Annotated in this window: 19 protein-coding genes; 5 read left to right on the top strand and 14 right to left on the bottom strand. The window is 70.9% G+C overall.

Annotated features, from left to right (window positions below):
• Positions 1-41: 41 nt before the first annotated feature.
• The 6 genes from VIS07_22835 to VIS07_22810 form a co-directional block, all read right to left on the bottom strand.
• Positions 42-614: a class I SAM-dependent methyltransferase gene (locus VIS07_22835; GenBank protein ID HEY8518360.1), complete on the bottom strand. Its 573-nt coding sequence runs from the start codon at positions 612-614 to the stop codon at positions 42-44.
• Positions 615-624: 10 nt separating this feature from the next.
• Positions 625-1,902 (bottom strand): MFS transporter, encoded by a 1,278-nt coding sequence (locus tag VIS07_22830; protein HEY8518359.1) that lies wholly within the window; start codon positions 1,900-1,902, stop codon positions 625-627.
• Positions 1,895-3,640, bottom strand: a complete 1,746-nt coding sequence (gene glpK, locus VIS07_22825; protein HEY8518358.1) for a glycerol kinase GlpK — start codon at positions 3,638-3,640, stop codon at positions 1,895-1,897. The genes VIS07_22830 and glpK overlap by 8 nt, the downstream gene beginning before the upstream one ends.
• 14 nt (positions 3,641-3,654) lie before the next feature.
• Entirely contained in the window at positions 3,655-4,308 is a 654-nt protein-coding gene (locus VIS07_22820) for a DsbA family protein (protein HEY8518357.1), read from the bottom strand.
• Positions 4,309-4,453: 145 nt separating this feature from the next.
• Positions 4,454-5,110 (bottom strand): hypothetical protein, encoded by a 657-nt coding sequence (locus VIS07_22815; GenBank protein ID HEY8518356.1) that lies wholly within the window; start codon positions 5,108-5,110, stop codon positions 4,454-4,456.
• Between the two features lie 217 nt (positions 5,111-5,327).
• The gene (locus tag VIS07_22810) at positions 5,328-6,467 is read right to left on the bottom strand and encodes a CaiB/BaiF CoA-transferase family protein (protein ID HEY8518355.1); all 1,140 of its coding nucleotides are present in this window, start codon (positions 6,465-6,467) and stop codon (positions 5,328-5,330) included.
• Between the two features lie 112 nt (positions 6,468-6,579).
• On the opposite strand from VIS07_22810, the gene VIS07_22805 reads away from it, so the two are divergent.
• Positions 6,580-7,923 carry a TolC family protein gene (locus tag VIS07_22805; protein ID HEY8518354.1) on the top strand — a complete coding sequence of 448 codons (1,344 nt, stop codon included), beginning with the start codon at positions 6,580-6,582 and terminating at the stop codon, positions 7,921-7,923.
• A 33-nt stretch (positions 7,924-7,956) separates the two neighbouring features.
• Here the strand turns inward: VIS07_22805 and VIS07_22800 are convergent, their stop codons facing one another.
• Positions 7,957-11,343, bottom strand: coding sequence for a hypothetical protein (locus VIS07_22800; GenBank protein HEY8518353.1), 3,387 nt, complete (start codon positions 11,341-11,343; stop codon positions 7,957-7,959).
• Between the two features lie 265 nt (positions 11,344-11,608).
• On the opposite strand from VIS07_22800, the gene VIS07_22795 reads away from it, so the two are divergent.
• A complete protein-coding gene (locus VIS07_22795; protein ID HEY8518352.1) occupies positions 11,609-12,067 on the top strand; it encodes a hypothetical protein in 459 nt (152 codons plus the stop codon).
• 68 nt (positions 12,068-12,135) lie between these two features.
• On the opposite strand, the gene VIS07_22790 is transcribed toward VIS07_22795, so the two are convergent.
• Entirely contained in the window at positions 12,136-13,506 is a 1,371-nt protein-coding gene (locus tag VIS07_22790; protein HEY8518351.1) for a hypothetical protein, read from the bottom strand.
• A 144-nt stretch (positions 13,507-13,650) separates the two neighbouring features.
• Here VIS07_22790 and VIS07_22785 point away from each other — a divergent pair, with 144 nt between their 5' ends.
• A complete protein-coding gene (locus VIS07_22785) occupies positions 13,651-14,058 on the top strand; it encodes a response regulator (GenBank protein ID HEY8518350.1) in 408 nt (135 codons plus the stop codon).
• A 158-nt stretch (positions 14,059-14,216) separates the two neighbouring features.
• Here VIS07_22785 and VIS07_22780 read toward each other — a convergent pair whose 3' ends face one another.
• The gene (locus tag VIS07_22780) at positions 14,217-15,053 is read right to left on the bottom strand and encodes an alpha/beta hydrolase (protein ID HEY8518349.1); all 837 of its coding nucleotides are present in this window, start codon (positions 15,051-15,053) and stop codon (positions 14,217-14,219) included.
• 161 nt (positions 15,054-15,214) lie between these two features.
• Between VIS07_22780 and VIS07_22775 the strand changes: the two genes are divergently transcribed.
• Positions 15,215-16,636 (top strand): ATP-binding protein, encoded by a 1,422-nt coding sequence (locus VIS07_22775; protein HEY8518348.1) that lies wholly within the window; start codon positions 15,215-15,217, stop codon positions 16,634-16,636.
• Positions 16,637-16,737: 101 nt separating this feature from the next.
• On the opposite strand, the gene VIS07_22770 is transcribed toward VIS07_22775, so the two are convergent.
• The 5 genes from VIS07_22770 to VIS07_22750 all read right to left on the bottom strand — a co-directional run bounded on the left by VIS07_22770 (position 16,738) and on the right by VIS07_22750 (position 21,384).
• Positions 16,738-18,381 (bottom strand): sulfatase-like hydrolase/transferase, encoded by a 1,644-nt coding sequence (locus VIS07_22770; protein HEY8518347.1) that lies wholly within the window; start codon positions 18,379-18,381, stop codon positions 16,738-16,740.
• Between the two features lie 76 nt (positions 18,382-18,457).
• A complete protein-coding gene (locus VIS07_22765; protein ID HEY8518346.1) occupies positions 18,458-19,471 on the bottom strand; it encodes a methyltransferase in 1,014 nt (337 codons plus the stop codon).
• A 19-nt stretch (positions 19,472-19,490) separates the two neighbouring features.
• Complete coding sequence (locus VIS07_22760; protein HEY8518345.1) at positions 19,491-20,444, bottom strand: GNAT family N-acetyltransferase; 954 nt, start codon at positions 20,442-20,444, stop codon at positions 19,491-19,493.
• Between the two features lie 63 nt (positions 20,445-20,507).
• Positions 20,508-20,840, bottom strand: coding sequence for a hypothetical protein (locus VIS07_22755; GenBank protein ID HEY8518344.1), 333 nt, complete (start codon positions 20,838-20,840; stop codon positions 20,508-20,510).
• Positions 20,841-20,898: 58 nt separating this feature from the next.
• A complete protein-coding gene (locus VIS07_22750) occupies positions 20,899-21,384 on the bottom strand; it encodes a type II secretion system protein (protein HEY8518343.1) in 486 nt (161 codons plus the stop codon).
• 271 nt (positions 21,385-21,655) lie between these two features.
• On the opposite strand from VIS07_22750, the gene VIS07_22745 reads away from it, so the two are divergent.
• Positions 21,656-22,663, top strand: a complete 1,008-nt coding sequence (locus VIS07_22745) for a hypothetical protein (protein ID HEY8518342.1) — start codon at positions 21,656-21,658, stop codon at positions 22,661-22,663.
• Positions 22,664-22,700 lie beyond the last annotated feature (37 nt).

Genomic DNA, 22,700 nt, shown 5'->3' with positions numbered 1-22,700 from the left:
CGGCGCGGCGAGCCTCGCGCGACGCCTCGCGGACGCACGTCCTAGAGGTCGCTCGTCCAGCGGAACGAGGGACCGGCGTGCGCGACCTTCTCGGTCGTGAGCAGCGCGTTGAGGTAGGCCGGCAGCAGCGCGAGCCGCGGCTCGCGCGCCGACGCGACCGCGCAGCGGAACTCGTGCGCCGAGGCGACGGTGCGAAACCCGACCTGCGCCGCGAACAGCGCCTCGAGCCCCTCGCGCGTGAAGCGCCAGTAGTCGCTCGGGTAGGCGTGGATCGGGAAGGTCTGGTGCGTCTGGACGAAGACCAGCCCGCCCGGCTTCAGCACGCGGTTGATCTCGACCACCGCGATCCACGGATACTTGACGTGCTCGAGCGTCGAGCACGAGATCACGGCGTCGAAGCGCTCCTCGCCGAAGGTACGCGTCAGCTCGTGCACGTCGGCGACGACGTCGACGTCCGGTCCGGCGCGGAAGTCGGTGCCGACGTACTCGGCGGCGTGCGGCACGAAGCGCTTGCGCAGCGTGCTCTCCTCGCCCTGCACGCGCAGCGTCCCGAGCTCGAGCACCGACGGGCTCGGCCGCTCCTTCATCCGCTCGATGAACGTCCGCAGCGGCATGCGTCTCGCCTCAGCGCAACGGTCCGCGCGTGTCGTCGCTGCGCAGCGCGACCACGAAGGCGATGAGCGCGGGGAGCACGAGGTACGCCCCGGGCGCGAGCGGGCTACCGCTCCACTCCGCGAGCGCGGTGCAGACGAGCGGCGTGCCGCCGCCGAGGATCCCCACCGCGAGGTTGTAGGAGACGCCGAGCCCGCTCGCGCGCACCGCGTACGGAAAGCGCTCGGCGAGCCAAACCTGGCAAGGCGGGAGGCAGGTGACGACCGCGGTGGCGAAGACGAGCTGGGCGAGCAGGTCGCGCCCGGGGTCCGCAGCGCCGCGCAGCACCGCGAACAGCGGCACCGCGAGCGCGGCGCACGCCGCGGTACCGACGGCCACCATCGTCCGCCGGCCGATGCGATCGGCGAGGTAACCGGCGACGGGCGTCAAAACCACGATGTAGGCCATCGTCGCGGTCGCGAGGGTCAGCGCCGAGTCCTCGGGCAGGATGCGCTCGGTCGCGAGAAACGACGCGAGGAACACGGCGATCGCGTAGAACGACGCGTTCGGCCCCCAGGCGAGCAGCGCGCAGCGCACGACCTCGAGCGGGTGCTCGCGCAGCACGCGACGCACCGGCGACCGCCGCTCGCTGCGCTCCGAGGTCGTCATCTCGTCCACCGGCAGCGCCGAGCGCAGCAGCACGATCGCGAGGCCGAGCGGCAGCGCGAGCAGGAACGGCAGGCGCCAGGCCCACACCAGGATGCGCTCGGTCGGGAACAGCGCGAACAGCGCGTTGCCGACCGCGGAGCCGAGCAGCATGCCGATGCCGGCGGTGAGCGACGCGCAGGTGCCGAAGAGCGCGCGCCGGTCGGTTGGCGCGTGCTCGACGAGGTAGACGATCGAGGTCGTGAACTCGCCGCCGACCGCGAGCCCCTGCAGGAGGCGCAGCGCGGTGAACAGGATCGGCGCCAGCGCCCCGACGTCCTTGTACGGCGGCAGCAGCCCGGCGAGCACCGTCGCCGTCGTCATCGCGACCGCGGAGAGCAGCAGCGCGCGGCGCCTGCCGACGCGGTCGGCGACGTGGCCGAACAGGGCTCCGCCGGCGAGACGCATCACGTAGCCCGCCGCGAAGACGGCGAAGACCGACAGCAGCGCCGTCAGGCGGCTGCCGTGCGGGAAGAAGAGCTCGGCGAGGGTCGCCGCGAGCACCCCGTAGAGCGCAAAATCGTACCACTCCATGAGGTTGCCGGACATGCCGGCAACGATCGCGAGCGGCCGCGGGCCGGCGCGCTCGCGTCCGACCTCAGGCACGCTTCGCCCGACGTCGCTTGGCCGCGCCCGCGCCGCGTCCGCCGGCAGCGCGAGTCTTGCCGCCAGCGGCACCCGTCTTCTTGCCGCGCGTCGCGGTGGCCTTCTTCGCGCGTGCCGCGGCCGACGTCTTGGCGCGCGTCGCCGTGGCCTTCTTCGCGGGCTTGGTTGCGGCAGCCCTGGCGCCGCGCGTGCTCACCTTCGCGCCGCGCGCGCTGGCCTTGGCGCCGCGCTGCACACTCGGCGTCGCGGCGACGTCCCACGCCCGCGCGCGCTCGACCGCGCGCCGCCACTGCGCGAGCCGCGCGTCACGCTCGCGCTTCGGCATCTCGGGCGTGAACGTGCGCTCGATGCGCACCTGGCTCGCGAGCGCGTCGATGCTCGGCCACACGCCGGCCGCGAGCCCGGCCAGAAAGAACGCGCCGAGCGCCGTGGTCTCGAGGTCCGCCGGGCGGACGACCGGCACGCCGAGCAGGTCGGCCTGAAGCTGCATCAAGAGATCGCTCGCCGCGGCACCGCCGTCGACGCGCAGCTCGCGCAGGCGACCGCCTGCATCCGCCTGCATCGCCGCGAGGACGTCCGCGACCTGGAACGCGATCGCCTCGAGCGTCGCGCGCGCGATGTGCGCCGCGGTCGTGCCGCGCGTCAAGCCAACGATCGTCCCGCGAGCGCTCGCATCCCAGTACGGCGCGCCGAGACCCGTGAAGGCGGGCACGAGCGTCACGCCGCCCGAGTCGCCGACCTGCGAAGCGAGGTCGTTGACCTCGGGCGCGCTGCGGATGATCCCGAGGCCGTCGCGCAGCCACTGGATCGTCGCGCCCGCCATGAAGACGCTGCCCTCGAGCGCGTACTCGAGCGGGGCGTCGCCGATCTTCCAGGCGACCGTCGTCAAGAGCCGGTTCTTGCTCGGCACGGGCTTCCGTCCGGTGTGCAGCAGCATGAAGCAGCCGGTGCCGTAGGTGTTCTTCGCGAGCCCGGGCTTGGTGCAGAGCTGTCCGAAGAGCGCGCTCTGCTGGTCGCCGACGATGCTGCACACCGGGAGCGACGCGCCGAGCAGATCGCGCGTGGTGTCGGCGAGGCGCGCGCTGGTCGGGACGATGCGCGGCAGCACCGCCTGCGGCACGCCGAACAGCTCGCACATCTCCGGATCCCAGGTCGCGGTGCGCAGGTTCATCAGCATCGTGCGCGACGCGTTGGTGACGTCGGTGAGGTGCGTCGTGCCGCCGGTCAGGCGGTAGACGAGCCAGGAGTCGATCGTGCCCGCGGCGAGCTCGCCCTGGCGCGCGCGCTGGCGCGCTCCCGGCACGTGCTCGAGCAGCCACTCGAGCTTGGTCGCCGAGAAGTACGGGTCGAGCAGCAGGCCGGTCTTCTCCTGGATCCGCTTCTCCTTGCCGGCGGCGCGCAGCTGCTCGATGCGCTGCGCGGTGCGCCGGTCCTGCCAGACGATCGCGCGGTGCAGCGGGCGGCCGCTCGAGCGCTCCCACAGCACCACGGTCTCGCGCTGGTTGGTGATGCCGATCGCCGCGACGTCGCTCGCCGCGATGCCGGCCGCGTGCAGCGCCTCGCGGATGCTGGTCAGGCTCGTGAGCCAGATCTCCTCGGGATCGTGCTCGACCCAGCCGGGCTGCGGGAAGTGCTGCGTGAACTCGTGCTGCGCGACGCCGAGCTTGCGCCCGGTCTCGTCGAAGACGATGGCGCGCGAGCTGCTCGTTCCCTGATCGAGGGCGAGGACGTACGGCATGCGCTCTCCTCCGGTCAGCGTCGCGGCTGCAGGCCGTGCTGCTTCATCCGCCAAACCAGCAGCTCGATGCGGTCCTGGCCGAAGAAGGGCTCGCCCTCGAACACCATCGTCGGCACGCCCCAGTGTCCGGCGGCCTCGAGACGCTCCTGGTTCTTGTCGACCTCGGCGTCGTAGCGCGCGGCGTTCTCCGCGGCGAGACGCTCGAGCTCGGCGAAGTCGAGGCCCGCGCGGCTCGCTGCGTCGGCGAGGTGGCTCCCCTCGTGCCAGTTCACGACCTTGCCGCTCCAGATGATCTTCGACACCTCGTCGATGAAAGCGAGGCCCCTGCCCTTCTCGACGGCCGCCTGGCCGAGCCGCGTCAAGCGCGGAAAATGCGGCTGCTCCTTGGCCACCTTGCGGCTCGGGAACTCCTGCACGACCGGGTCGGGCTGCGGCCACGCGTAGTCGATGCCGTGGTACTGCGCGATGCGCATCGTGTCGCGCAGCAGGTACATCGGCCACAGCGGGTTCACCTGCTCGAAGAAGTCCGGCTTACGGATCGCGAGCGGCATCACGATGCGCACGTCCACGTCGACGTCGTACTCGCGCGTGAGCTGCACGATGCGCCCGGTCGCGAGGTACGAGTACGGGCTGCGAAAGGACCAGTAGAGCTCGAAGGATAGCGACATGCGGGCGACCTCTAGCAGGGATGTCGCCCGGGTGGGAGCGCGCGCGCCCGAATGGGGCCCGGCACGAAAAAAGGGGCCGGGGAGAAACCTCCCCGGCCCCTTGCCGCGTCGCGCGATCGCGCGCGGACGCGAACGATGCCTCAGCTCAGGGGATGGTGACGCCGGCCGCGAAGGTCAGCGCGCCTGCCGGCGGCAGGCTCGGGCCGGTCGTGCGGCGCACGCCCGAGCGCGACAGGTCGAGCTGCAGACGGTTGCCACCGGAGATGAGGTCGGTGCCCGCCGCCGTGTCGACCGTGGTCTTGATCTGCAGCTTGCCCTTGGCGTCGACGACACCGCAGGCCGCGCCCCCGAGCGGGAACGGGTTGCTCAGGGCCTCGAGCACGGTGCAGCCGCCCGGGTTGTTGTCGGCGCAAGCCCCGCTCGACGCGCGCACGGACGGCACGATGCAGAGCGTCTGGCCGATGCAGCCGGCGCTCAGCCCCTGCAGCTTGACCTGCAGCTTGATGTCCGCCTTGGCCCCCTTGCCCGCCACGGTCGCCTGGATCTGCCCCTGGCCGGTCGGCTTGGCCGGGTTCGAGACGTCGAAGCCGCACACGGTGTCGTTCGGCACCGCCGGGCTACACGCCGGCAGCGCCACGGCTCCCGACGTCGTGGTGTTGGGCGCGTTACACGGCGCGTACGCGGTGACCAACGTCGCCTGGTACTTGTTTCCTGCCTTCGGGTACGCGTACTGCGCGCTTGCGCTCCCGGCCGTCAGCACGACGGTTGTCGCGATTGCGACGGCGATTACGGACCTCCTCATGTTTGCCCTCCTGGGAATCGGCTTGAGGATGACGTCAAGAGCATGCCATCCGGTTTCGGGGTCGGGCGGTCCGTATACGGTCTCTTCGCCGCGGTCGAGCACGTGAAAATACGCTCTTGTGCACGCCGTGGCGAACTACATAAGAGTATATGTTTGATCGGCGCTGGATCGTGCGTCCGACGCACAGCGTCTAACGCGAAGGCCTCGCGCTGCGCCCTCAGATGACGCCTTCGTCGCGCAGCCGGGCGACGTCGGCGGCGCCGTAGCCGAGCTCGTTCAGCACGGCTTCGGTGTCGGCGCCGAACGCGGGCGGCGGCGTGCGCAGCGACGGCGGCGTGTCGGACAGGCGGATCGGGCTCGCCGGCATGCGCTGCCGACCGAACGGCCCCTCCATCTCGACGATCATGCCGCGGTGGCGCACCTGCGGATCGGCGTAGACCTCGTCGAGCGTGCTCACCGGTCCGACGCAGATGTCGAGCGCGCCGAGCTCGCTCATCCACTCGGCGAGCGTCTTCTCGCGAAAGGCGGCGCGGAAGAACGCGAGCATCTCCGAGCGCTTCGGATCCTCGGCCCACTGCTCGGCGATCCACTCCTCGCGCCCGAAGTGCCTGCACAGCGTCGCCCAGAAGTGGTTCTCGTAGGCGCCGATCGTCAAGTATCGACCGTCGCGCGTCTCGTAGACCGCGTAGCACGGATAGCGTCCGGTGAGCTGCTCGGCGCCGCGTCCGGGCAGACGTCCGGAGAGCTGGTGGAGCAGCATGTGGTAGACGTTCCACGCGACGACGCCGTCGAGCATCGCGATGTCGATCGCCTGCCCGCGTCCGGTGTGCTCGCGCGCGAGCAGCGCGGTGAGGATGCCGACCGTCGCCATCAGCGAGCCGGCGCCGATGTCGGCGATCTGCACGCCGGGGATCACGGGCGGCCCGCCCTGCTCGCCGATGAACTCGAGCACGCCGCCATAGCCGAGGTAATTGACGTCGTGCCCGACCTTGTCGCGGTACGGGCCGTCCTGGCCGTAGCCCGAGATCGAGCAGTAGATGAGGCGCGGGTTGCGCGCCGAGAGGGTCGCGTAGTCGATCCCGAGGCGCTGCGTGACGCCGGGCCGGAAGCCCTCGAGCACGACGTCTGCGCCGTCGACCAGGCGAAAAAAGATCTCACGCCCCGCCTCGCTCTTGAGATTCAGCGTCATGCTGCGCTTGTTGCGAGCGAAGAACGGGATGCCGACGCCGAACGGATCGTTGGGTGCGGCGATCGCGAGCACCTCCATGCCGAGGTCGGCGAGCATGGTGGAGCAGAACGGACCCGGCAGCTGCCGGGAGAGATCGAGCATCTTGTAGGTGCCCAGGGGCGGAGCCATGGCAAACCTCGTCGGTGGTGGAGCGGAGGAAACCTCTTGGCCGGGATCGCGCCCGGCGGCAAGCGGCGCGCGCGATAAACTTCGGGCGCCGGCGAGCCGCCAATCGAAGACGATGCATTGCGCCCTGCTTCGCATCGTCGTGCTCGCCTGCTGCGTGAGCGCGTGCGCGGCCGTCGACCCCTCGGCGAGCTGGCGCCAGGTGCAGGACCTCTCCCGCCCGGCGACGGACGCGACGCCGCGCTGGCAGGTCGACGCGGAGGACGAGAGCGCGGTCGCCGACGAGATGGCGAGGCTGATGGCCGACGGCATGACCCGTCAGGAGGCGATCCGCATCGCGCTGCTCAACAACCCGAGCCTGCAGGCGACCTTCGAGGAGGTCGGCATCTCGCAGGCGAAGCTCGTGCAGGCGGGCCTGCCGAGCAATCCGCAGCTCAGCATCGCGCCGGCGCTGCCGCTCGCCACGGGCAACAGCGCCGTGTCGCTGCTGGCCATGATCTCCGATCTCTGGACCGTGCCGGCGCGGCGCGCCGTCGCCGAGGAGAAGAGCGAGGCGGCGCTGCGGCGCGTCGCCGCGGCCATCGTGCTCACCGCGACCGACGCGATGAAGGCGTACGACGAGGTGCTCTACCGCGAGGCGCGGCTCCAGGTGGAGCGCAACCACCGCGACCTGCACGACCAGCTCGCGGCGCGCGCACGCAAGCGCATCGGCTTGGCCGCGGACGCCGACCTCGCGATGCTGCGCATCGAAGCCGAGATCGTGGAGCACGACCTCGCCGTCGCACGCGCCGAGAAGGAGCTCGAGACGGCGCGCCTGCGCCTCGCTTCCGTGCTCGGGCTCGACGATCCGTCGCGCCTGCCGACGCTCTCCGGCCGCTTCGAGCCGCCGCCGCCCGACGGCTGGACGGCCGAAGCCGCCGTCGCCTTCGCGCTCGAGCGGCGGCTCGACGTCGCGGCGGCGCGCCACGAGGTCGCGGCGGCCGAGCGTCAAGTCGAACTCGAGCGGCGCTCGGTGCTCGGCCCGATCCAGCTCGGCGGCATCTACACCGGCGGCTTCGGCACCGGCGACTCCGGCGGCCCCGGAGCGCAGATGTCCGTGCCGGTGTTCGACCAGAACCAGGCGCAGATCGCCAAGGCGGAGTACGAGCTCCGCAAGCGGCAGAAGCGCCTGCGCGCGCTCGAGGCCCGCGTGCGCAGCGAGATTCTGAACGCGCTCGCTGATCGCGCGTTCTACCGCAAGCACGTCGAGCTCTACCGTACGCGGCTCGAGCCGCTGCAGCTGAAGGCCGTCGCGCGAGCCGCCGACGTCGACAGCAGCGACGACGCGCAGGTCGTGCTCGCGCTCGAAGCGCGTCAAGAAGAAATCGAGGGTCGCCGCGGCTACCTCGAGGCGGTGCGCGACCTCATCTCGGCCGAGCGCCGCCTGCACCGCGCGCTGTGGGCCGGCTCGTCGTCGTGAGCGACGACGCGAGCCGGCCCCGTACGCGCGAGCTCAGAAGTCGACCAGCGTCGACGTCTCGACCAGGAACGCGCGCGACGCCGAGCCGACCGACGGCAGCGGCGGGCAGGTGAGCGGCGCCGGAGTGTTCGGCGCGCCGACGAACTTCGCCGTGGTGTCGGTCTTGGCGGTCGTCGGCGGCTTGCCCGTCGCCTTGGCCGGCGCCGACGCGCAGAACTGCACCTCGGTGCCGAGCTGCAGCCGCAGCGCCATCGCGCCCTGCGGCGCGTTCGCGAGCGAGAACAGCCCGGCGCCCTGACCGCGCAGCGTGAGCGCCGTCGCCGACAGCGACACCGCGCGCACCGGCCCGTCGACGCCCTTGGGATCGCTGTACGTCCAGCGCTTGACGGCCGTCGGGCCAACCTTCTTCCAGCGCGCGGCCGGCAGCGCGATCGTCACCGCGTCGCCGGTGCCGTCGGCGCGGTAGAGGATCAGCGTCGCGCCGTGCTGCGTCGGGTCGCCGTCGCCGCCCGCGGCCGGCAGGACGACGCCGCTCGGCGACTGTCCCTTCTTCGCGGAGCGGAAGCGCACCTTGCGCTTCTTCGGCTCGAACGGCGGCACCGGGTCGTCCTGCAGGTCGAACGCGGACGAGCGGATCGTCACGATCGGCGCCGCGCCCGGGAAGCTCTCGGGATCCGCCGGATCCGTGCCGGCGTCGAGCTCGTCGCGATCGAAGAAGCCGTCCTCGTCGCGGTCGACGCCGATGCGCTTGCCGGCGCCCGGCGGCACGCAGGTGAACGTGCGCTCCTGTCCGGGGACGCCCGCCTGCGTCTGCAGCGTCGCGAGCGACACCGGGGGCTCGCTCGAGCGGTCACTCTGGAACGTCCCGTTCGGGAGCCGGTACCAGCCACGACGCTCGCCGCCGAGCATGCCGCGCACGACCAGATCGCACTCGCCCACCGCGGCGCGCGCGGCGAGCAGCGCGACGCGCTGGTTCACCTCGACGTCGCTCGCCGGCGACTGCGTCACCTGCTGGCCGACGATCGGCGCGTAGTTCGAGTCGAACACGAGCATGAACGCTTCGACTTGACGACGCTGCGGGTCGCCCGGCGCGCCGTTCGGGAAGCCGCCCGGGTTCGGGATCGGGAAGCCGGCCGGGTTGACCTGGTTGAACACGCGCGCGTTGTGGAAGCGGAACAGCGTGTCGACGCTGCCGTCGTGCAGGAAGCCGAAGCCGCGGATCTGATCGCCCTTGTGGTCGTTGTCGCCGACGTTGATGAAGTCGTTCGCCGGCATCCCGAACATGCCGACCTTCTGGTACATGTTCCGCAGGTGCGGGATCTTGAGCAGCTGGGTCTCGAACTCGAAGCTCGAGCGTCCGTCGCTGCCGAAGAAGCCCGCCTCCGGATTCAGCACGTGGCAGCCGTTGCACGTCTGGAACACGTCCGACGGCTCCGGCTTGAAGAAGAAGTCGCGCCCCGCCTGCTGCTCCGGCGTCAAGCTATTGTCGAGGTTGCGGATCGGGTTCGGCGGGTAGCGCACCTCGAGGATGAAGTCGGCGAACTCCTCCATCATCTGATCCGGGATCGGCCCCGAGCGGCCGAGCAGCCCCTCGAAGGCCACGATGAAGTGCAGGAACGCCGCCTTCGCGTCGAACGGCTTGAAGGGAACGTCGTTCGCGCCGCTGCGGTCGCCGCGCCAGTGCATCGGGCCGTGGTTCGCCATGCCGCGCAGGCTCTGCGTCGTCATGGGGCCCTTCATCGGGTGGTGGTCGGGGAACGACATCCCGAGCGGATCGCCGACGCGGAACACGTTCAGGTTCGGCAGCACGTCGTCGTCCGGGTTGCCGAGGTCCCAGGCGAGGCTATCGAAGTCGCCGAAGATGTGGCACGCCGCGCACGACGCCTCGCCGTTGCTCGACGTCGCGCGCGCGTCGTAGAGCACCGGGCGACCGATCTGCACGTGCGGCGGCTCCGGGTTGTAGAGCGGCAGGTGCGCGATCTCGCTCGCGGTCGTGGTGTCGATCACCGACAGCGAGTTGTCGAAGCGCGTAAGCACGTAGAGGCGGCCTCTCGCCTCGTCGAGCAGCACGCCGCTCGGACCGCCGCCGCTCACCTCGATGTGCGACGACGCGCTCGGAACGAAGGTGTCGTTCTCGAGCTCGCTCGTCGAGAACACGCCGATCTTCGACGAGCCGAACGCGGCGACGTAGAGCGTCTGGCCGTCCGACGTGATCGCCATCTCGAGCGGCGTCGCGAGGCTCCGGTCGGCGGTGCCCGGCGGGCTCGGCACGACGTCGTAGTCGATGTGCTTGTTGAGGTGGCGCGGCGTGACGCCGAGGTCGGGGTTCGGCTGCGCCGGGTCGATCACCGTGATGCGCGCGAGCGCGAGGCGACCGCGCACGGTGCTGCCGCCGAAGATGCCCGGACCCTCGAAGCGCACCTCGTTCTTGGCTTCGGTGTTGGTGACGTAGACCTTCCCGTTCACCGGGTTCACCGCCATGTTGAACAGGATCGTGCCCACCGAGGGCCACGACCTGCTCTCGACCGGCGGGTTCGCCATCGCGTCGATCGCGAACACGTCGAGGTCGGGCAGGTTGAAGCGGACGGCGTTGTTCCAGTTGCGACCGAGCTCGTCGCGCCACTCGCCCGACGCCTTGTCGTACTTGACGATGAGACCGGTCTCGGGCGCGGGCACCCCGGCGTAGTTGGTGGACGGACCGGGCAGGCCGCCCGGCATGACGACGCCGTGCACGACGCACGGACCGGCGGCGTCGAATCCGTCGCACACCGCCGCCTCGTTGATCGTCGTGGTCTGGTTGCCCGAGTGGAACACGGCCGCGTACACCGTCTCGCCGCTCGGATCGGTCGCGAGCGCGCGCGGCGTGTCGCCGAACAGCGTGACGATGCTGATCGGCGTGCCGCCGAGCGGCGCGCCGAGGTTCAGAGCGTCGAACACCCACACGTCGGCCCGACCCACGCCCGGCGTCGTCAGCTGCGGATCGATCGGGCTGTTCTGGCCGCGGTGCGCGGTGGTGATGAAGGCGCGATTGCGCCCGGGTCCCGCGAACACGATGTCGCGCGGCTCGTCGCCGACGAGCAGCGTGCGCACGACGCGCGGCGGATCCGACGCGACGTCGACGATGCTCACGCTGTCGGAGAGGTGGTTCACGACCCACACCTCGGCGTCCGTGCGCGCGGCGACCGCGATCGGCTCGAGGCCGACCTCGACCGAGCCGGTGTGCATCGGGCTGCCGCTCGCGAGCGAGAAGATCTCGAGGCGGTTGTCCGGCGTGTTGATCGCGAACAACCGCGAGCCGTCTGGCGACATCGCGAGCGGTCGCACCTGTCCGGTTTCGAAGGTGTCGAACGAAGCTGAAGCGACCGCAGGGACGAGCAGACAGAGAAAGGCCAGCGTGATGGTGGTTCGAGCTTCGGTCATGGCCGCGCACACAATCACAATCGCGCCGGTCGGGACAAGCGAATCTCGCCGACGCGACGCGCCGCGGCGCTCAGGCGGGCACCGAGGCGTGCGAGCGGTCCGTCGAGGTGCGCGAGCGGCCTGTCGAGAGATACGACACGTCGTTCCTGGGTTCGCCGTCGGCCGCGCGGATCGTATATGAGGAAGGACAGGCTCGCGGTGCTGCGCGGCGTCTGGCTCGACCGGGCCGCGCCGATCGTCCGGCATCGCCGCCAGGTGAAACGCCATGTCGACGTTCCCACCCGATACCGGCAGCGAGCTCGGCGACGTCGTCGTCCTCGCGCGCCAGCTCACGGGCCTGTTCGGCGCCCTCTACGAGGCCGATGACGATGACGTCGGCGCCGGAGACGGCGGCCTCGACACCGAGGAGGACAAGCTCGCCGCCGCCCGCGAGGCCTGCGTCCGCGTGCTGCGCGTCGTGCTCACCGCCGCCGGACTGCCCAACACGGAGCCCATCGATCTGCTCGACGACGATCGCTTCCTCGCCGTCTGCCTCACCGCGGCGCCCAACCTGCGCAAGACGCGCGGCAAGCTCGGCACGCGCCGTGGCGTGCGCGGCATCGTGCCGATCGCACCGGACGCATCGCCGCGCGAGAAGACGGTCGCCATGGTCGCGAACCTGCTGCTCGACACGATCCGTGCCTACGGGCGCGTGAACCGCGGCCTCGCGGCGCCGAGCCAGTAGCGACCGCGCTCGGGCGCAGCGACGACCACCCGGACTCGCTGCGCGCGCGGCAGCGAGGCTCGTCGGCGTCAGCGCAGGCGGCGCACCTCGACCGCGAGCGGCTCGTCGAGCATCGCGATCGCCGGCGCCTCGTCGCCCGGCTGGTACGGACCCGGCAGGACGACGCTCGCCATGCTGATGTCGTACGCGCCGCCCTCGCGCAGGCTCGTCATGTTGCGCAGGGTGAAACCCGCGGCGAAAGCGCCTTCGCTCGAGCTCGCGTCGGCGTCTGCGTCGGCGACGCGCTGGTCTTCGTCCTCGGCCTTCGCGTCCGCTTCGTCGCCGCGCACGCCCGAGCGCACGACGGTGCCGCGCACGATGCCCCACTCGCGCCACACGCGCGGGATGCCGAGCGAGTGCAGCACGGTGCCTGCGCTGCTGCTGTGCACCCACCACGGGCGATCCTCGGTCGTCGCGACGATCAGCCGGTTGTGCGGCGCGATCTCGATCCCATCGGGGTACCAGGGATCGAAGTAGCGCATCGGCAGCGTCTCGGGCTGGAAGTCGAGCACGTTCTCGAAGCGGAAGTCGCGCAGCGCCTGCAGCATGATCCACGGGATGCGGATGCTCGAAGCCGTCAAGTACGACGTGCGGTAGTGGTACGTGGTCGCGACGCCGTTCGGCAGCTCGGGGAAGAGCGGTCCGAGCTCGACCGAGAGGCGCACGCGTCGCACGACGCGCACCGGTCCGGCGCGTACGCCCTCGATCTCGACCAGCGTGCTCTGCTCGGTGAAGTCGAGCGTCAAGTCGGTCAGCAGCAGCGAGAACGTCGGGCTGCCGCGCATCCGCGACTGGCGCAGCAGGTTGACGCGGTTGCCGCCGGCCACCTCGAGGACGCGCAGGCCGGTGAAGTAGTTGCGACCGTCGGCGTAGTCGACGTGGTACGCGTCCGAGCGCGCCTGGCGCGAGGTCCAGTCGTAGACCACGTACGGCGCATACGGCAGGGGCTCGGGCGGCTCGGAGTGCGCGAGCAGATAGGCCCAGGCGCGCGCGTCGCGACGCGGATCGCGCAGCTCGATCTCGAGCGCGGCGGTGCAGCTCGCGGGAAGGAGCTCCGGGGTCGCGCGCTCGCCCGCGTCGCGCGCCATGAAGACGAGCTCGTCGTTGGCGTCGAGCGGCGCATCGAGCGGCGCGTCGACGATCGGCTCACCGTCGGCATCGCGCGGATCGAGCTGGAACGGGATCGGGACGAGTCGCCCCTGCTCGACGCGCTGTAGGCTCAGCAGCGAGCCGTCGCCGACGTGGAGCCCGTCGAGGCGCGCGAGCGGAACGACGACCGGATCGTGCTCGCGTCCTTCGAGACCCGCCGCCATCGCAGACTCGACGGCGAGCGCGCCGAGCGCCGTGACCACCGCGAGCGCGAGATGCCATCGGACGTGCGAGCCGCCGCTTCGGGCCATGCCTCGGCGGTACAGCGTCGTGTTCGCTCTCCGCAAGCAGCAATCGCGCGTGGTCGACATACTTGACGTCGCGCCCAGCGACCCTCGTTCAATTTCTTGCAAACCCTATTGATCGAGCTTCTGCGCTGACGCAAAGGAACCCTGATGTCGTCACGGCCATCGATTCTCCTGGTCGACGACAACGCCGAGATCCTCGAGATCCTCAGCCTGCTGCTCGAGAACGAGGGTTACGAGGTGGCGACGGCCCGGGATGGTGTGGAGGCGCTGCGGTGCCTGCACGACGGCCTCCACCCCGGTCTCATCATCCTCGACCTCGCGATGCCGGGGATGGACGGCTGGGCGTTCCGTCGTGCGCAGATGGACGACCCCGAGCTGCGCGACATCCCGACCGTGATCTACTCGGCGGGGCACGCGCAGCGCGGGCTCGAGACCTTGCGCGTCGCGGGCACGCTCGAGAAGGGCGGCGACTTCGGCGCGCTGCTGAGCCTGGTCGCGAACCTGTGCAACGATGGCCGGCACGGGTTGTCCACAGGCACGCAGCGCGAGCGGTGAGCGCGTCGCGCGGCTCGCGACGATCCAGCATGCCGACCGCACCATGACGTTCTCGCGAGAGAGCCCGAGGAGGACCGCGCTCGTGCCGCTCGCGGTCGAGCCGAGCGTCGAGCCGGTCTACGAGCGCGACGCCGTCCCGCTCGACGAGCGCGACGCCGTCAAGGAACGGTCTCGAGGAACGCCAGCACCTCGCGGTTGAAGATCTCCGGCGTCTCGAAGTTGAAGCCGTGGCTGCCGCCCGGGATCTTGACCAGCTTCGCGCCCGGGATCTCGCGCGCCAGGATGTCGGAGTTCGCGGGCGGCACCAGGCGGTCGGCGTCGCCGGTGATGACCAGCGTCGGGCTCTTGATGTTCCTCAGGCGGTCGGTCGTGCGGTGGCTCATCACCGCCGACACCTGACCGAGGATCGCCTCCATCGAGAAGCCCCACTGCAGCGCGCCGCCGAAGATCTGCATGAGCTTCGCCAGCTCGCGCTCGATGAACTCCTGGTTGAAGACGGCGGGCAGGAGCTGCTGCAGGAACAGCATCGGGTTGATGGTCGAGACGTCGACCTTCATCGTGCCCGACTCGTCGAGCGTGCCGCCGAACTGGTGCAGCGTGAAGCGGCGGCGCTCCTCGACGTCGCTGTCGGGCTCGGGGTACGTGCAGGCGAGCACCAGCCCGCGCACCTTCTCGGGATGTCGCAGCGCGAGCTCCTGCGCGATCATGCCGCCCATCGACACGCCGACCACGTGCGCACGCGGGATCCTCAGGAAGTCGAGCAGGCCCGCCGCATCGTCGGCCATGCCGTGGATGGTGTAGGGTCCGGGCGGCTTGGAGCTGCGGCCGACGCCGCGGTTGTCGAATGCGATGGTGCGGTAGCGCTGCGCAAAGTCGGGGATCTGGAACATCCAGGCCTGCGAGTCGGCCGCGAGCCCCATGATCAGGAGCAGCGGGTCGCCGCTTCCGTGCTCCTCGTAGTAGAGCTCGACGTCTCCGATCCTGGCGGTGCTCATTCTTTCATCGCTTCCCTTCCCCGGCCCCGGGCCAGAAGCTTCATCTTAACGGTCCGCGACGAGGGTGAAAGCATCCATCCGACCGGACGCCGCCGAAGATCATCCTCTCAAGTGAAATTTTGTTGCGTAGCGATCGGACGTAAGCCTATAGGTGTCGCACCATGCTGCCACCCGAGGACGCCGTCACCCTTGGACCCTTCGAATCTGCGTTCCGGGACCAAGCACGGCGTCGCGTCGCGGAGCGGTTGCCGCTCGCCGTCGGCATCCTGCTCGCGTGCGGCTTCGCCGGCGCGGCGCTCGAGTGGATCCACTTCCCCGATCGACGCTTGACGCTGCTCGCGACCGATTTCGTCTTCGTCATGATCGCGGGCGCGTTGCTCGCGACGGTGCGCCGCAACGTCAACCTCTCGATCCTGATCGCGGTGCTCGGCGTGAACCTCGCGGGGATCGCGTCGAACTTCTACCACTGGTCGACCGGCGCGTCGGCAGAGCGCTCGCTGCTGATCGTGATCGGGATCTGCTCGACCGCGTGCGTGGTCCTACCCTGGGGCTGGCGCGCGCAGGCGTGGGCATGCCTCGGTCCGGTCGCGACGTACATCGCGTCGCTGTTCGTGAAGGGCACGGTGCTCGGCGTGACGGGTGGGGTCCAGGTCAGCGGCCCGATCGACGTCCTCGTGATCTACCCGCTGGTCCTCGTCGGCGTCGGCATCCTCGGCGCCGAGCTGACCGAGCGCTACCTGCGCTCGGACTTCTTGCTGACGCAGGAGCTGCGCGAGCGCGAGGTCAAGCTCGCGCAGGCGAAGGAGCTCGCCGAGGTCGCGAGCCGCGCCAAGACCGAGTTCCTCGCCACCATGAGCCACGAGATCCGCACGCCGATGAACGTCATCTTCGGGATGACGGACATGGCGCTCGAGTCGGAGCTCACGCCGGAGCAGCGCAGCTACCTGCAGCGCACGCGCGGCGCCGCGAACACCCTGCTCACGCTGGTCAACGACATCCTCGACTTCGCCAAGATCGACGCCGGCAAGCTGCGCCTCACCTCGCGTCCGTTCGCGCTGCGGCGCTGGCTCGAGGACGCGCTCGAGCCGCTCGGCTGGCTCGCGCAGGACAAGGGGCTCGATCTGTCGTGGACGGTCGCCGAGGACGTCCCCGACGTGCTCGAGGGCGACGCCGAGCGCCTCAATCAGGTGCTCGTCAACCTGGTCGCGAACGGCATCAAGTTCACGCCGGAGGGCTCGGTGCACGTCGACGTGCGGCGCGCGAACAGCGGCCGCGGCGCGCACCGGCAGCTCCACTTCTGCGTCACCGACACCGGCGTCGGCATCGCGCCGTCGCAGCAGCACGAGATCTTCGACGCCTTCGTGCAGGGCGACGCCGCGCGCACCATGCGCACCGACGGCGCGGGCCTCGGGCTCGCGATCTGCGCGCGCCTCGTGCGCCTGATGGGCGGCCAGATCTGGGTCGAGAGCAAGCTCGGCGAGGGCAGCCGCTTCCACTTCACCGCGCGGCTGATCGCGGCACCGGGCGTCGGCGCGAGCATCGGCGGCGCGCGCGCCGCGATGTCGACGGACGCCGCGGCCTAGCGCACCGCGCGCTGCCGCGTCGAGGAACGCCGCGGCCTAGCCGCGAGACCACTCCTGCCGCGCCGCGCGCGACACCGCCACGCGCACGTCGCCGTCGAGCATCAGCCCGCCGGACGCTCCGGCCAGATCACGCCCTCCGGCATCGCGTCCGCCTCGAGCATCTTCTCCGTGAGCCGCGCGTGCAGGTAGTTCCACTCGTTGCGCACGTCGGGCGGCGGATCGCCGAAGACCAGGTTGTGGAGCTGACCCGGATCGCTCGCGAGATCGTAGAGCTCGTACTCGAACGCCCCGCCGACGAGATCGAAGTAGACGGCGTAGGTCCAGTCGCCGGTGCGCAGCGCGCGGATGTGCCCGCCCGGGACGTCGGGGGACAGGTTGAAGACGTCGTCGAAGGTGAACAGGATCCCGTCCTGCACCGCGAAGTCCGGGTGGTTCAGCACCGGCACCATGCTGACGCCGCGCCCGACCGGGACGCCGCGGATGCCGGCGAGCTCGGCGATCGTCGGCATCAGGTCGAGGTGGCAGTAGAACGCGTCGGTCTCGAGCGGCGTCGGGTAGAGACGCGGGTTGTAGACGATCAGCGGGACGTGGATCGTCTCCTCGTACGCGTTGTAGCTCTTCTGCCGGAGCCCGTGGGACAGGCCCATCTCGCCGTGGTCGGCGAGGCGCAGGACGATCGTGTCGTCGGTGAGATCCCACTCGTCGAGCGCGTCAAGCACACGTCCGATGTGCTGATCGACCACCGTGTGCAGGTAGGCGTAGAAGTTGACGTAGTTGCTCCACTGCGTCGGCCCGTCGAGCGGCGCGACCGCGTCGTAGGAGTTGCGGAAGCGGAGCTGCACGCTCGGCTTCGTCAGCAGATCGTCGTTCGCGTTGCCGGGGAGCGGGATGCCGAGGTTCGCGAAGTCCTCGAGCCGGTAGCCGCCCTCCTCCCAGCCGTTCGGGAAGTAGCCCACGTCGTGCGGGTTCACGAGCGAGACGAAGAGGCAGAACGGCCGCCGCTTCGCGCGCGGCGTGCTGCCGATCTCGGCGAGGAACTCGAGCACGCTCTGACCGAAGCCCGGCGTCTGGCCGGGATCGTCCACGTCGGGACCCATGACGTAGCGGCCGTCGTTGTTCGGGATCCCGCCACCCAGGGTCTCGATGCGCTCGCCGCCCGCCGAGGTGCCGGCGTCGGGCGGATTCCAGAAGAGCGGTCCGAAGCGATCCGCCATCCCGGCGATGTCGGCCTCGGTCCAGCTCTCGTTGCCCTGCAGCGAGAAGCTCAGGTGCCACTTGCCCTTCCACGAGACGATGTAGTCCGTGTGCTGCTGCAGCAGCGAGGCGACGTTCACGAGCTGGTTCTTGGTCGGCAAGCCGGGCGGCTTCAGCGTGATCGCGACCTGGTTCACGTTCGCGTGCTGGCCGGTCAGCATGACGGCGCGACTCGGCGAGCACTCCGCCGCCGCCGTGTAAGCGCGGTTGAACGTGAGCCCGTTGCGCTTGATGCGCGCCATCGCGGGCAGGTTCTGCTCCGCCCATCCCGCCGGCCAGTGCGTCGGGTAGCGCTCCTGGTCGGTCATCAGGACGAGGATGTTGCGCGGTCGATCGCTGCGCGGGCGGATGATCGGCAGCCTGGGGCGCGCCGCAATGAGCCCGGCGCCGGCGCCCGCGGCGAGGAACTCGCGCCGCGTCATGCCGCCGCTGCCGCTGCTGTCGACCGCCGATGCCCGACGTCGTCGCTGGTCACGCCGCTTCATCGCCATCGCCTTCTCCTCCGTCGGGCGATGTCGGCGTGTGCGCCCTCCTACCTTAGTCAGGAGGACGGGGACGCTGCGGAGCTCAGGTCGGACGGCGGGCGAGCACGAGCTGCGCGCCGATCATCGGCACCTCGCGCGCGGCGACGTCGGCGAAGCCCGCGCTCTCGAGCATGCGGCGGTACTCGCCGAGCGTATAGACGTCGCCCGAGCGCGTCGACGCCAGCATGACGACGGCGAACAGCACCGCCTGCGGCGGCCCCGTGCGGTCGTCGTCGACGACCCAGTCCTGGATCGCGAGCGTGCCACCGGGCTTGAGCGTCGCGAGCAGCCGACGCGAGAGCTCGACGTTCTGCTCGGGCGAGAAGTGGTGGTAGAAGTGGCTCGCCAGCACGAGGTCGAACTTGCCCTCGGGGAGCGGCGCGTCGAAGGCGCTGCCGCCGAGCCAGGTGACGCGATCCGCGAGCCCGCGCTTCTCCGCGATCCGGCGCGCGCGCTCGAGCACGTTCGGCCAGTCGAGCGACGTCAAGCGCGCGCCGGGGACCTTGTCGAGCACCGCGAAGCCGTAGACGCCCGATCCACACGCGACGTCGAGCACCTCGAGCGACGCATCCCGATCGAGCTCGAGCAGCTCCGCGACGAGCCCCGCGCCCATGGTCGACATCTGCTCCGACGCTTCCGCGAACTCGACCCAGAACTCGTGCCCCGGCGTCTCGACCATCGCCTCCGGCGGCTCGCCGGTGCGCACGATCGACGCGAGATCTCCCGCCGCGTCCCACAGCCGGCGGTTCGCGGTGATCCGCATGAAGCCGCCGGCGTACGCGGGCGAGCTGCGCACGAGCATCATCTGCGCGAGCGGACGCAGCGCGTAGGCGCCGCTCGCGTTCTTCTCGAGCAGCCCGAAGACGCACAGCGAGTCGAGCACGATGCGCACCCCGCGTGGATCGCTCGCGGTTGCCGCGGCGAGCTGCTCGGCGGTCCTCGGACCGTCCGCGAGGCGCGTGAAGAGGTCGAGCTCGAGCGCCGCCTTCAGCACGCCGGTGCGCAAGAAGGCGAAGAACTCCTCGAACAGACCTGCGGGACTCGGGTCGTGCGTCATCTGCGGCTCCCCTCCTCGTTCAGCGCCAGTCGTCGAGCACGAGCGCCTCGGGCACGTGGTACGCCGGGCCTTCTGGCCGGTGCATCTCGACGCCGTGCAGCTGCGTGCGGAAGCCGCGCCCGATCAGATGACGGTACGCTGCGCGGTTCGCGGTGCTCACCCCCGCGGTGAGCGTTCCGAGCGAGCGCCTGGCGGCGAGCGCCGCGCAGCCGTCGAGCAGCCGTCCGAGCGTCGCCTCGCCCGCGCCCGGACGCACCATCGCGTGCTTGGCGAAGCACGCGTCGGCGCCCGCTTCCGTGCCGGGTCCGCAGTGGCAGAACGCGAACGCCTGCACGTCGTCGCCGTCGAGGACCAGCACGGTGTCGCCGAGCCCGAGGCGCGCAATCGCCGCGATCTCGTCGCTCGGGTCGAGGCCCGGCAGCAGCGCGTCCGCGATCGCGCAGCAGCCTGCGAGCGCCGCTTCCTGCTCGGGCGCGGCGAGCTCCGAGAGCAGCGCCGTGCCGGCGAGCGGCGCGCCGTGCACCGCCTCGTGCGTCACCGGCGCCGCCATGATCGCCATCAGGTGCCCCGGCCAGAAGCCGAACTTCTGGTAGAGCGCGACGTGCTTCGCGCTGTGCGGGAAGGTGAACAGCCCCGCGTGCTCGACGCCCCAGCGAGCGAAGACGTCCATGGTCGCGGCGAGAAGCTGCTGGGCGATGCCCTGGTTCTGCAGCTCCGGCCGCACCGTCAGCGGACCGAAGTACGCGAGGCTGCCGCGCCGCAGCGCGAAGTTCGAGCCGACCAGCTCGCCGTCGAGCTCCGCCGCGATCGCCGCCTCGGGAGCGGTCGCAAAGCGCGTACGCACGTAGTCGGCCTCGCCCGCGAACTCCATCGGATCGGGGAGGCCGACGTACGTGCCGAACGCGAGGCGAAAGATGCGATCCGCCTCGTCGAGGTCGGTGTCGCGCAGCGGCCGGATCGTGACGCGGCTCACCCGGCCACCCTTATCACCGTGCGGCGCCGAGACCAGCCGCCTCGCGAGCCGCGGCCGCTCGCGTCACTTCACGAGCGGCTCGAAGGTCGAGCAGGCGTACGAGCCGTTCGTCTGGCCCGCCGCCGTGAACGTCGGCACGCTGCAGGACACGTACACCAGGTCGTTGTGAAGGAACTGGCGGAGGTTGCCGAGCGCGCCGTGGCGCGACGAGCCGTCCTTACAGATGCACATCGCGCGCAGCTTCGTGGAGCCAGGCGGCACTGCGAACTTGGCGCCGCGCTGCTGGTGCTTCTCACGGTCGGTCGCGCCGTGCGCGGTGCCGACCGCGACGCTGCCCACCGAGACGGCGAGCACGAGGATGGCGGTTGCGGTCTTGAGCTTGGTCGTGAGGTTCATCGTGCGTCTCCTTGAAGAGGGGCTCGGCGTGAGGGAGGTCGCTCGGTGGTGAGGGCGCTCAGCGAGCGCACGGGCTGTGGGCGCTGGCTCGTACCAGGTCGCCGAGACGCTGCACGGCAGGCAGCAGGTCGTCGATCGCGCCGCTGACCTCGGCCAGGTGCTTGCGCTGCGCCTTCGGCAGGCTCGACGCGGCGCCGCGGCGGTCGACCTCCTTGCGCAGGCTGGCGAGCCTCACGTCGGCGTCGCAGAAGGGCTCGAGGGCGTCGAGCGAGGCGATCGCCCGGGGATCGTCCGTGTCGGCCGCGGCGGCGCCGAGGTCGAGGAAGAAGGTCTGCGCGCCGCTTCGCGCCTCGTCCTGCAGGGCGAGGATCTCGCCCGCGAGGTCGGCGAGCTTCGGGTTGCGCTTCATGGCGGTGGCCGTGGTCTCGAGCCGCTGCACCGCGGGCAGCAGCGTGCCGACGAGGACCGCGACGATCGCGATCAACGCGGTCAGCTCGATGAGGGTGAATCCGGCCTGGCGACGAATCCGATTGCGTGCGTTCATGGCGTGCTCCCTGTCGCGTGGGCCCGAGCCGTGCTCGCGCCCGTCGTTCTGCGAGAGGGGCGTTCAATTCGCCTGAACGCCGTTCAGAGGGACGATCGGGTCGGAGCTGCCCATCTTGAACGCAGCGCCACGCGCCCCGGCGCTCTTCGAGATCGGAGACGGCCGCGACGGCTCCGCTTCCCTGCGGCCGCGATCCGGACTAAGGCGTCCGCGCGGCGGGCCGCGCGCCGCGCGAGGAGGCTCACATCTCGTGGTTCACGCCCTGCTCCCAATGCGTACGACGACCCCGCTCACCCGCCGCCACTCGGTCCTCCGACGCCTGCGACGCGCCGCCTACGTGCTGCTCGCGTGCGCCGCGCTGTGCGCGTGCGGCGACGGCGGCGGCACGGCCTCCGGCCCCGGCGGAAACGGAGACCCCGAGCCGCCCACGCCGCCGAGCGGCAATCCCGTCGCGGACGCGTACGCGGCGCTCGTCCGCGCGGACGTCGACGCGCTCCCCGCGGTGATCGCGGCGCTCGACGACGCGGTCGCCCGCGACCCGCAGGACGGCGTGAGCGCGTTCTACGCCGGAACCATGCGGCTCTGGCGCCTCACGCAGCTGCGCGGGGCGCCGCAGCCCGACCTCGTCGAGATGGCGCACGAAGCGCAGGCGATGCTCGAGCATCTCGAGACCGCGCGCGCCCTGCGGCCGCAGAGCGAGCACGCCGCAGCGTTTCTCGGCGTCGCGCAGGTCACGGTCGGGAGCTACGTCGGCGACGAATCGCGCGTCGAGTACGGGCGCGCGGTCCTCGCGGACGCCGTTCCGCTGCATCCGGTGTACGTGAACGGCGTGCGCGCGATCACGCTCGGCGCGCTGCCTCGCTCGCACCCGGCGTTCGCCGACGCCGTCGCGGCGATGGAGGCGACGATCGAGGGCTGCGGGCTCGTCGCGAGCGGCGAGGACGGCCTCGGCTTCGTCCATCCTGAAGGCACGCAGCCGAGCGCGCGGCGCATGTGCAACAACCTGGGGGTGGTCGCGCACGTCTGGGAGGGCATCCTGCTGACCTTCGGCGACATCGCCGTCAAGCAAGGCGACGCTCGGCGGGCGCGCGCGCTCTACGCGAGCGCACGCTCGGCACCGAACTCCGACACCTGGACGCTGCGCGAGCTGCTCGACGAGCGCATCGCGCAGGCCGACGCGCGCGCCGCCCTCTACCTCGACGACGACCCCAGCAACGATCCGAAGACCTGGATGGAGGGCGACAAGATCTGCACGGGCTGCCACGCGAGCGAGCGCTGAGCCGATCGCGCGCGGCGTGCAGCGCAAGCCGCGCCTG

The sequence above is a fragment of the Candidatus Binatia bacterium genome, assembly GCA_036563615.1.
Classification (GTDB): domain Bacteria; phylum Desulfobacterota; class Binatia; order UBA12015; family UBA12015; genus DATCMB01.
This window is presented reverse-complemented; position numbering and strand designations above follow the sequence as displayed.

What these genes read in the sequence shown, in the direction of transcription:
- VIS07_22835 (HEY8518360.1), bottom strand. Translation starts at nt 614, where the DNA reads ATGCCGCTGCGGACGTTCATCGAGCGGATGAAGGAGCGGCCGAGCCCG.
- glpK (HEY8518358.1), bottom strand. Translation starts at nt 3,640, where the DNA reads ATGCCGTACGTCCTCGCCCTCGATCAGGGAACGAGCAGCTCGCGCGCC.
- VIS07_22820 (HEY8518357.1), bottom strand. Translation starts at nt 4,308, where the DNA reads ATGTCGCTATCCTTCGAGCTCTACTGGTCCTTTCGCAGCCCGTACTCG.
- VIS07_22815 (HEY8518356.1), bottom strand. Translation starts at nt 5,110, where the DNA reads ATGAGGAGGTCCGTAATCGCCGTCGCAATCGCGACAACCGTCGTGCTG.
- VIS07_22810 (HEY8518355.1), bottom strand. Translation starts at nt 6,467, where the DNA reads ATGGCTCCGCCCCTGGGCACCTACAAGATGCTCGATCTCTCCCGGCAG.
- VIS07_22805 (HEY8518354.1), top strand. Translation starts at nt 6,580, where the DNA reads ATGCATTGCGCCCTGCTTCGCATCGTCGTGCTCGCCTGCTGCGTGAGC.
- VIS07_22800 (HEY8518353.1), bottom strand. Translation starts at nt 11,343, where the DNA reads ATGACCGAAGCTCGAACCACCATCACGCTGGCCTTTCTCTGTCTGCTC.
- VIS07_22795 (HEY8518352.1), top strand. Translation starts at nt 11,609, where the DNA reads ATGTCGACGTTCCCACCCGATACCGGCAGCGAGCTCGGCGACGTCGTC.
- VIS07_22790 (HEY8518351.1), bottom strand. Translation starts at nt 13,506, where the DNA reads ATGGCCCGAAGCGGCGGCTCGCACGTCCGATGGCATCTCGCGCTCGCG.
- VIS07_22785 (HEY8518350.1), top strand. Translation starts at nt 13,651, where the DNA reads ATGTCGTCACGGCCATCGATTCTCCTGGTCGACGACAACGCCGAGATC.
- VIS07_22780 (HEY8518349.1), bottom strand. Translation starts at nt 15,053, where the DNA reads ATGAGCACCGCCAGGATCGGAGACGTCGAGCTCTACTACGAGGAGCAC.
- VIS07_22775 (HEY8518348.1), top strand. Translation starts at nt 15,215, where the DNA reads ATGCTGCCACCCGAGGACGCCGTCACCCTTGGACCCTTCGAATCTGCG.
- VIS07_22770 (HEY8518347.1), bottom strand. Translation starts at nt 18,381, where the DNA reads ATGGCGATGAAGCGGCGTGACCAGCGACGACGTCGGGCATCGGCGGTC.
- VIS07_22765 (HEY8518346.1), bottom strand. Translation starts at nt 19,471, where the DNA reads ATGACGCACGACCCGAGTCCCGCAGGTCTGTTCGAGGAGTTCTTCGCC.
- VIS07_22755 (HEY8518344.1), bottom strand. Translation starts at nt 20,840, where the DNA reads ATGAACCTCACGACCAAGCTCAAGACCGCAACCGCCATCCTCGTGCTC.
- VIS07_22750 (HEY8518343.1), bottom strand. Translation starts at nt 21,384, where the DNA reads ATGAACGCACGCAATCGGATTCGTCGCCAGGCCGGATTCACCCTCATC.
- VIS07_22745 (HEY8518342.1), top strand. Translation starts at nt 21,656, where the DNA reads ATGCGTACGACGACCCCGCTCACCCGCCGCCACTCGGTCCTCCGACGC.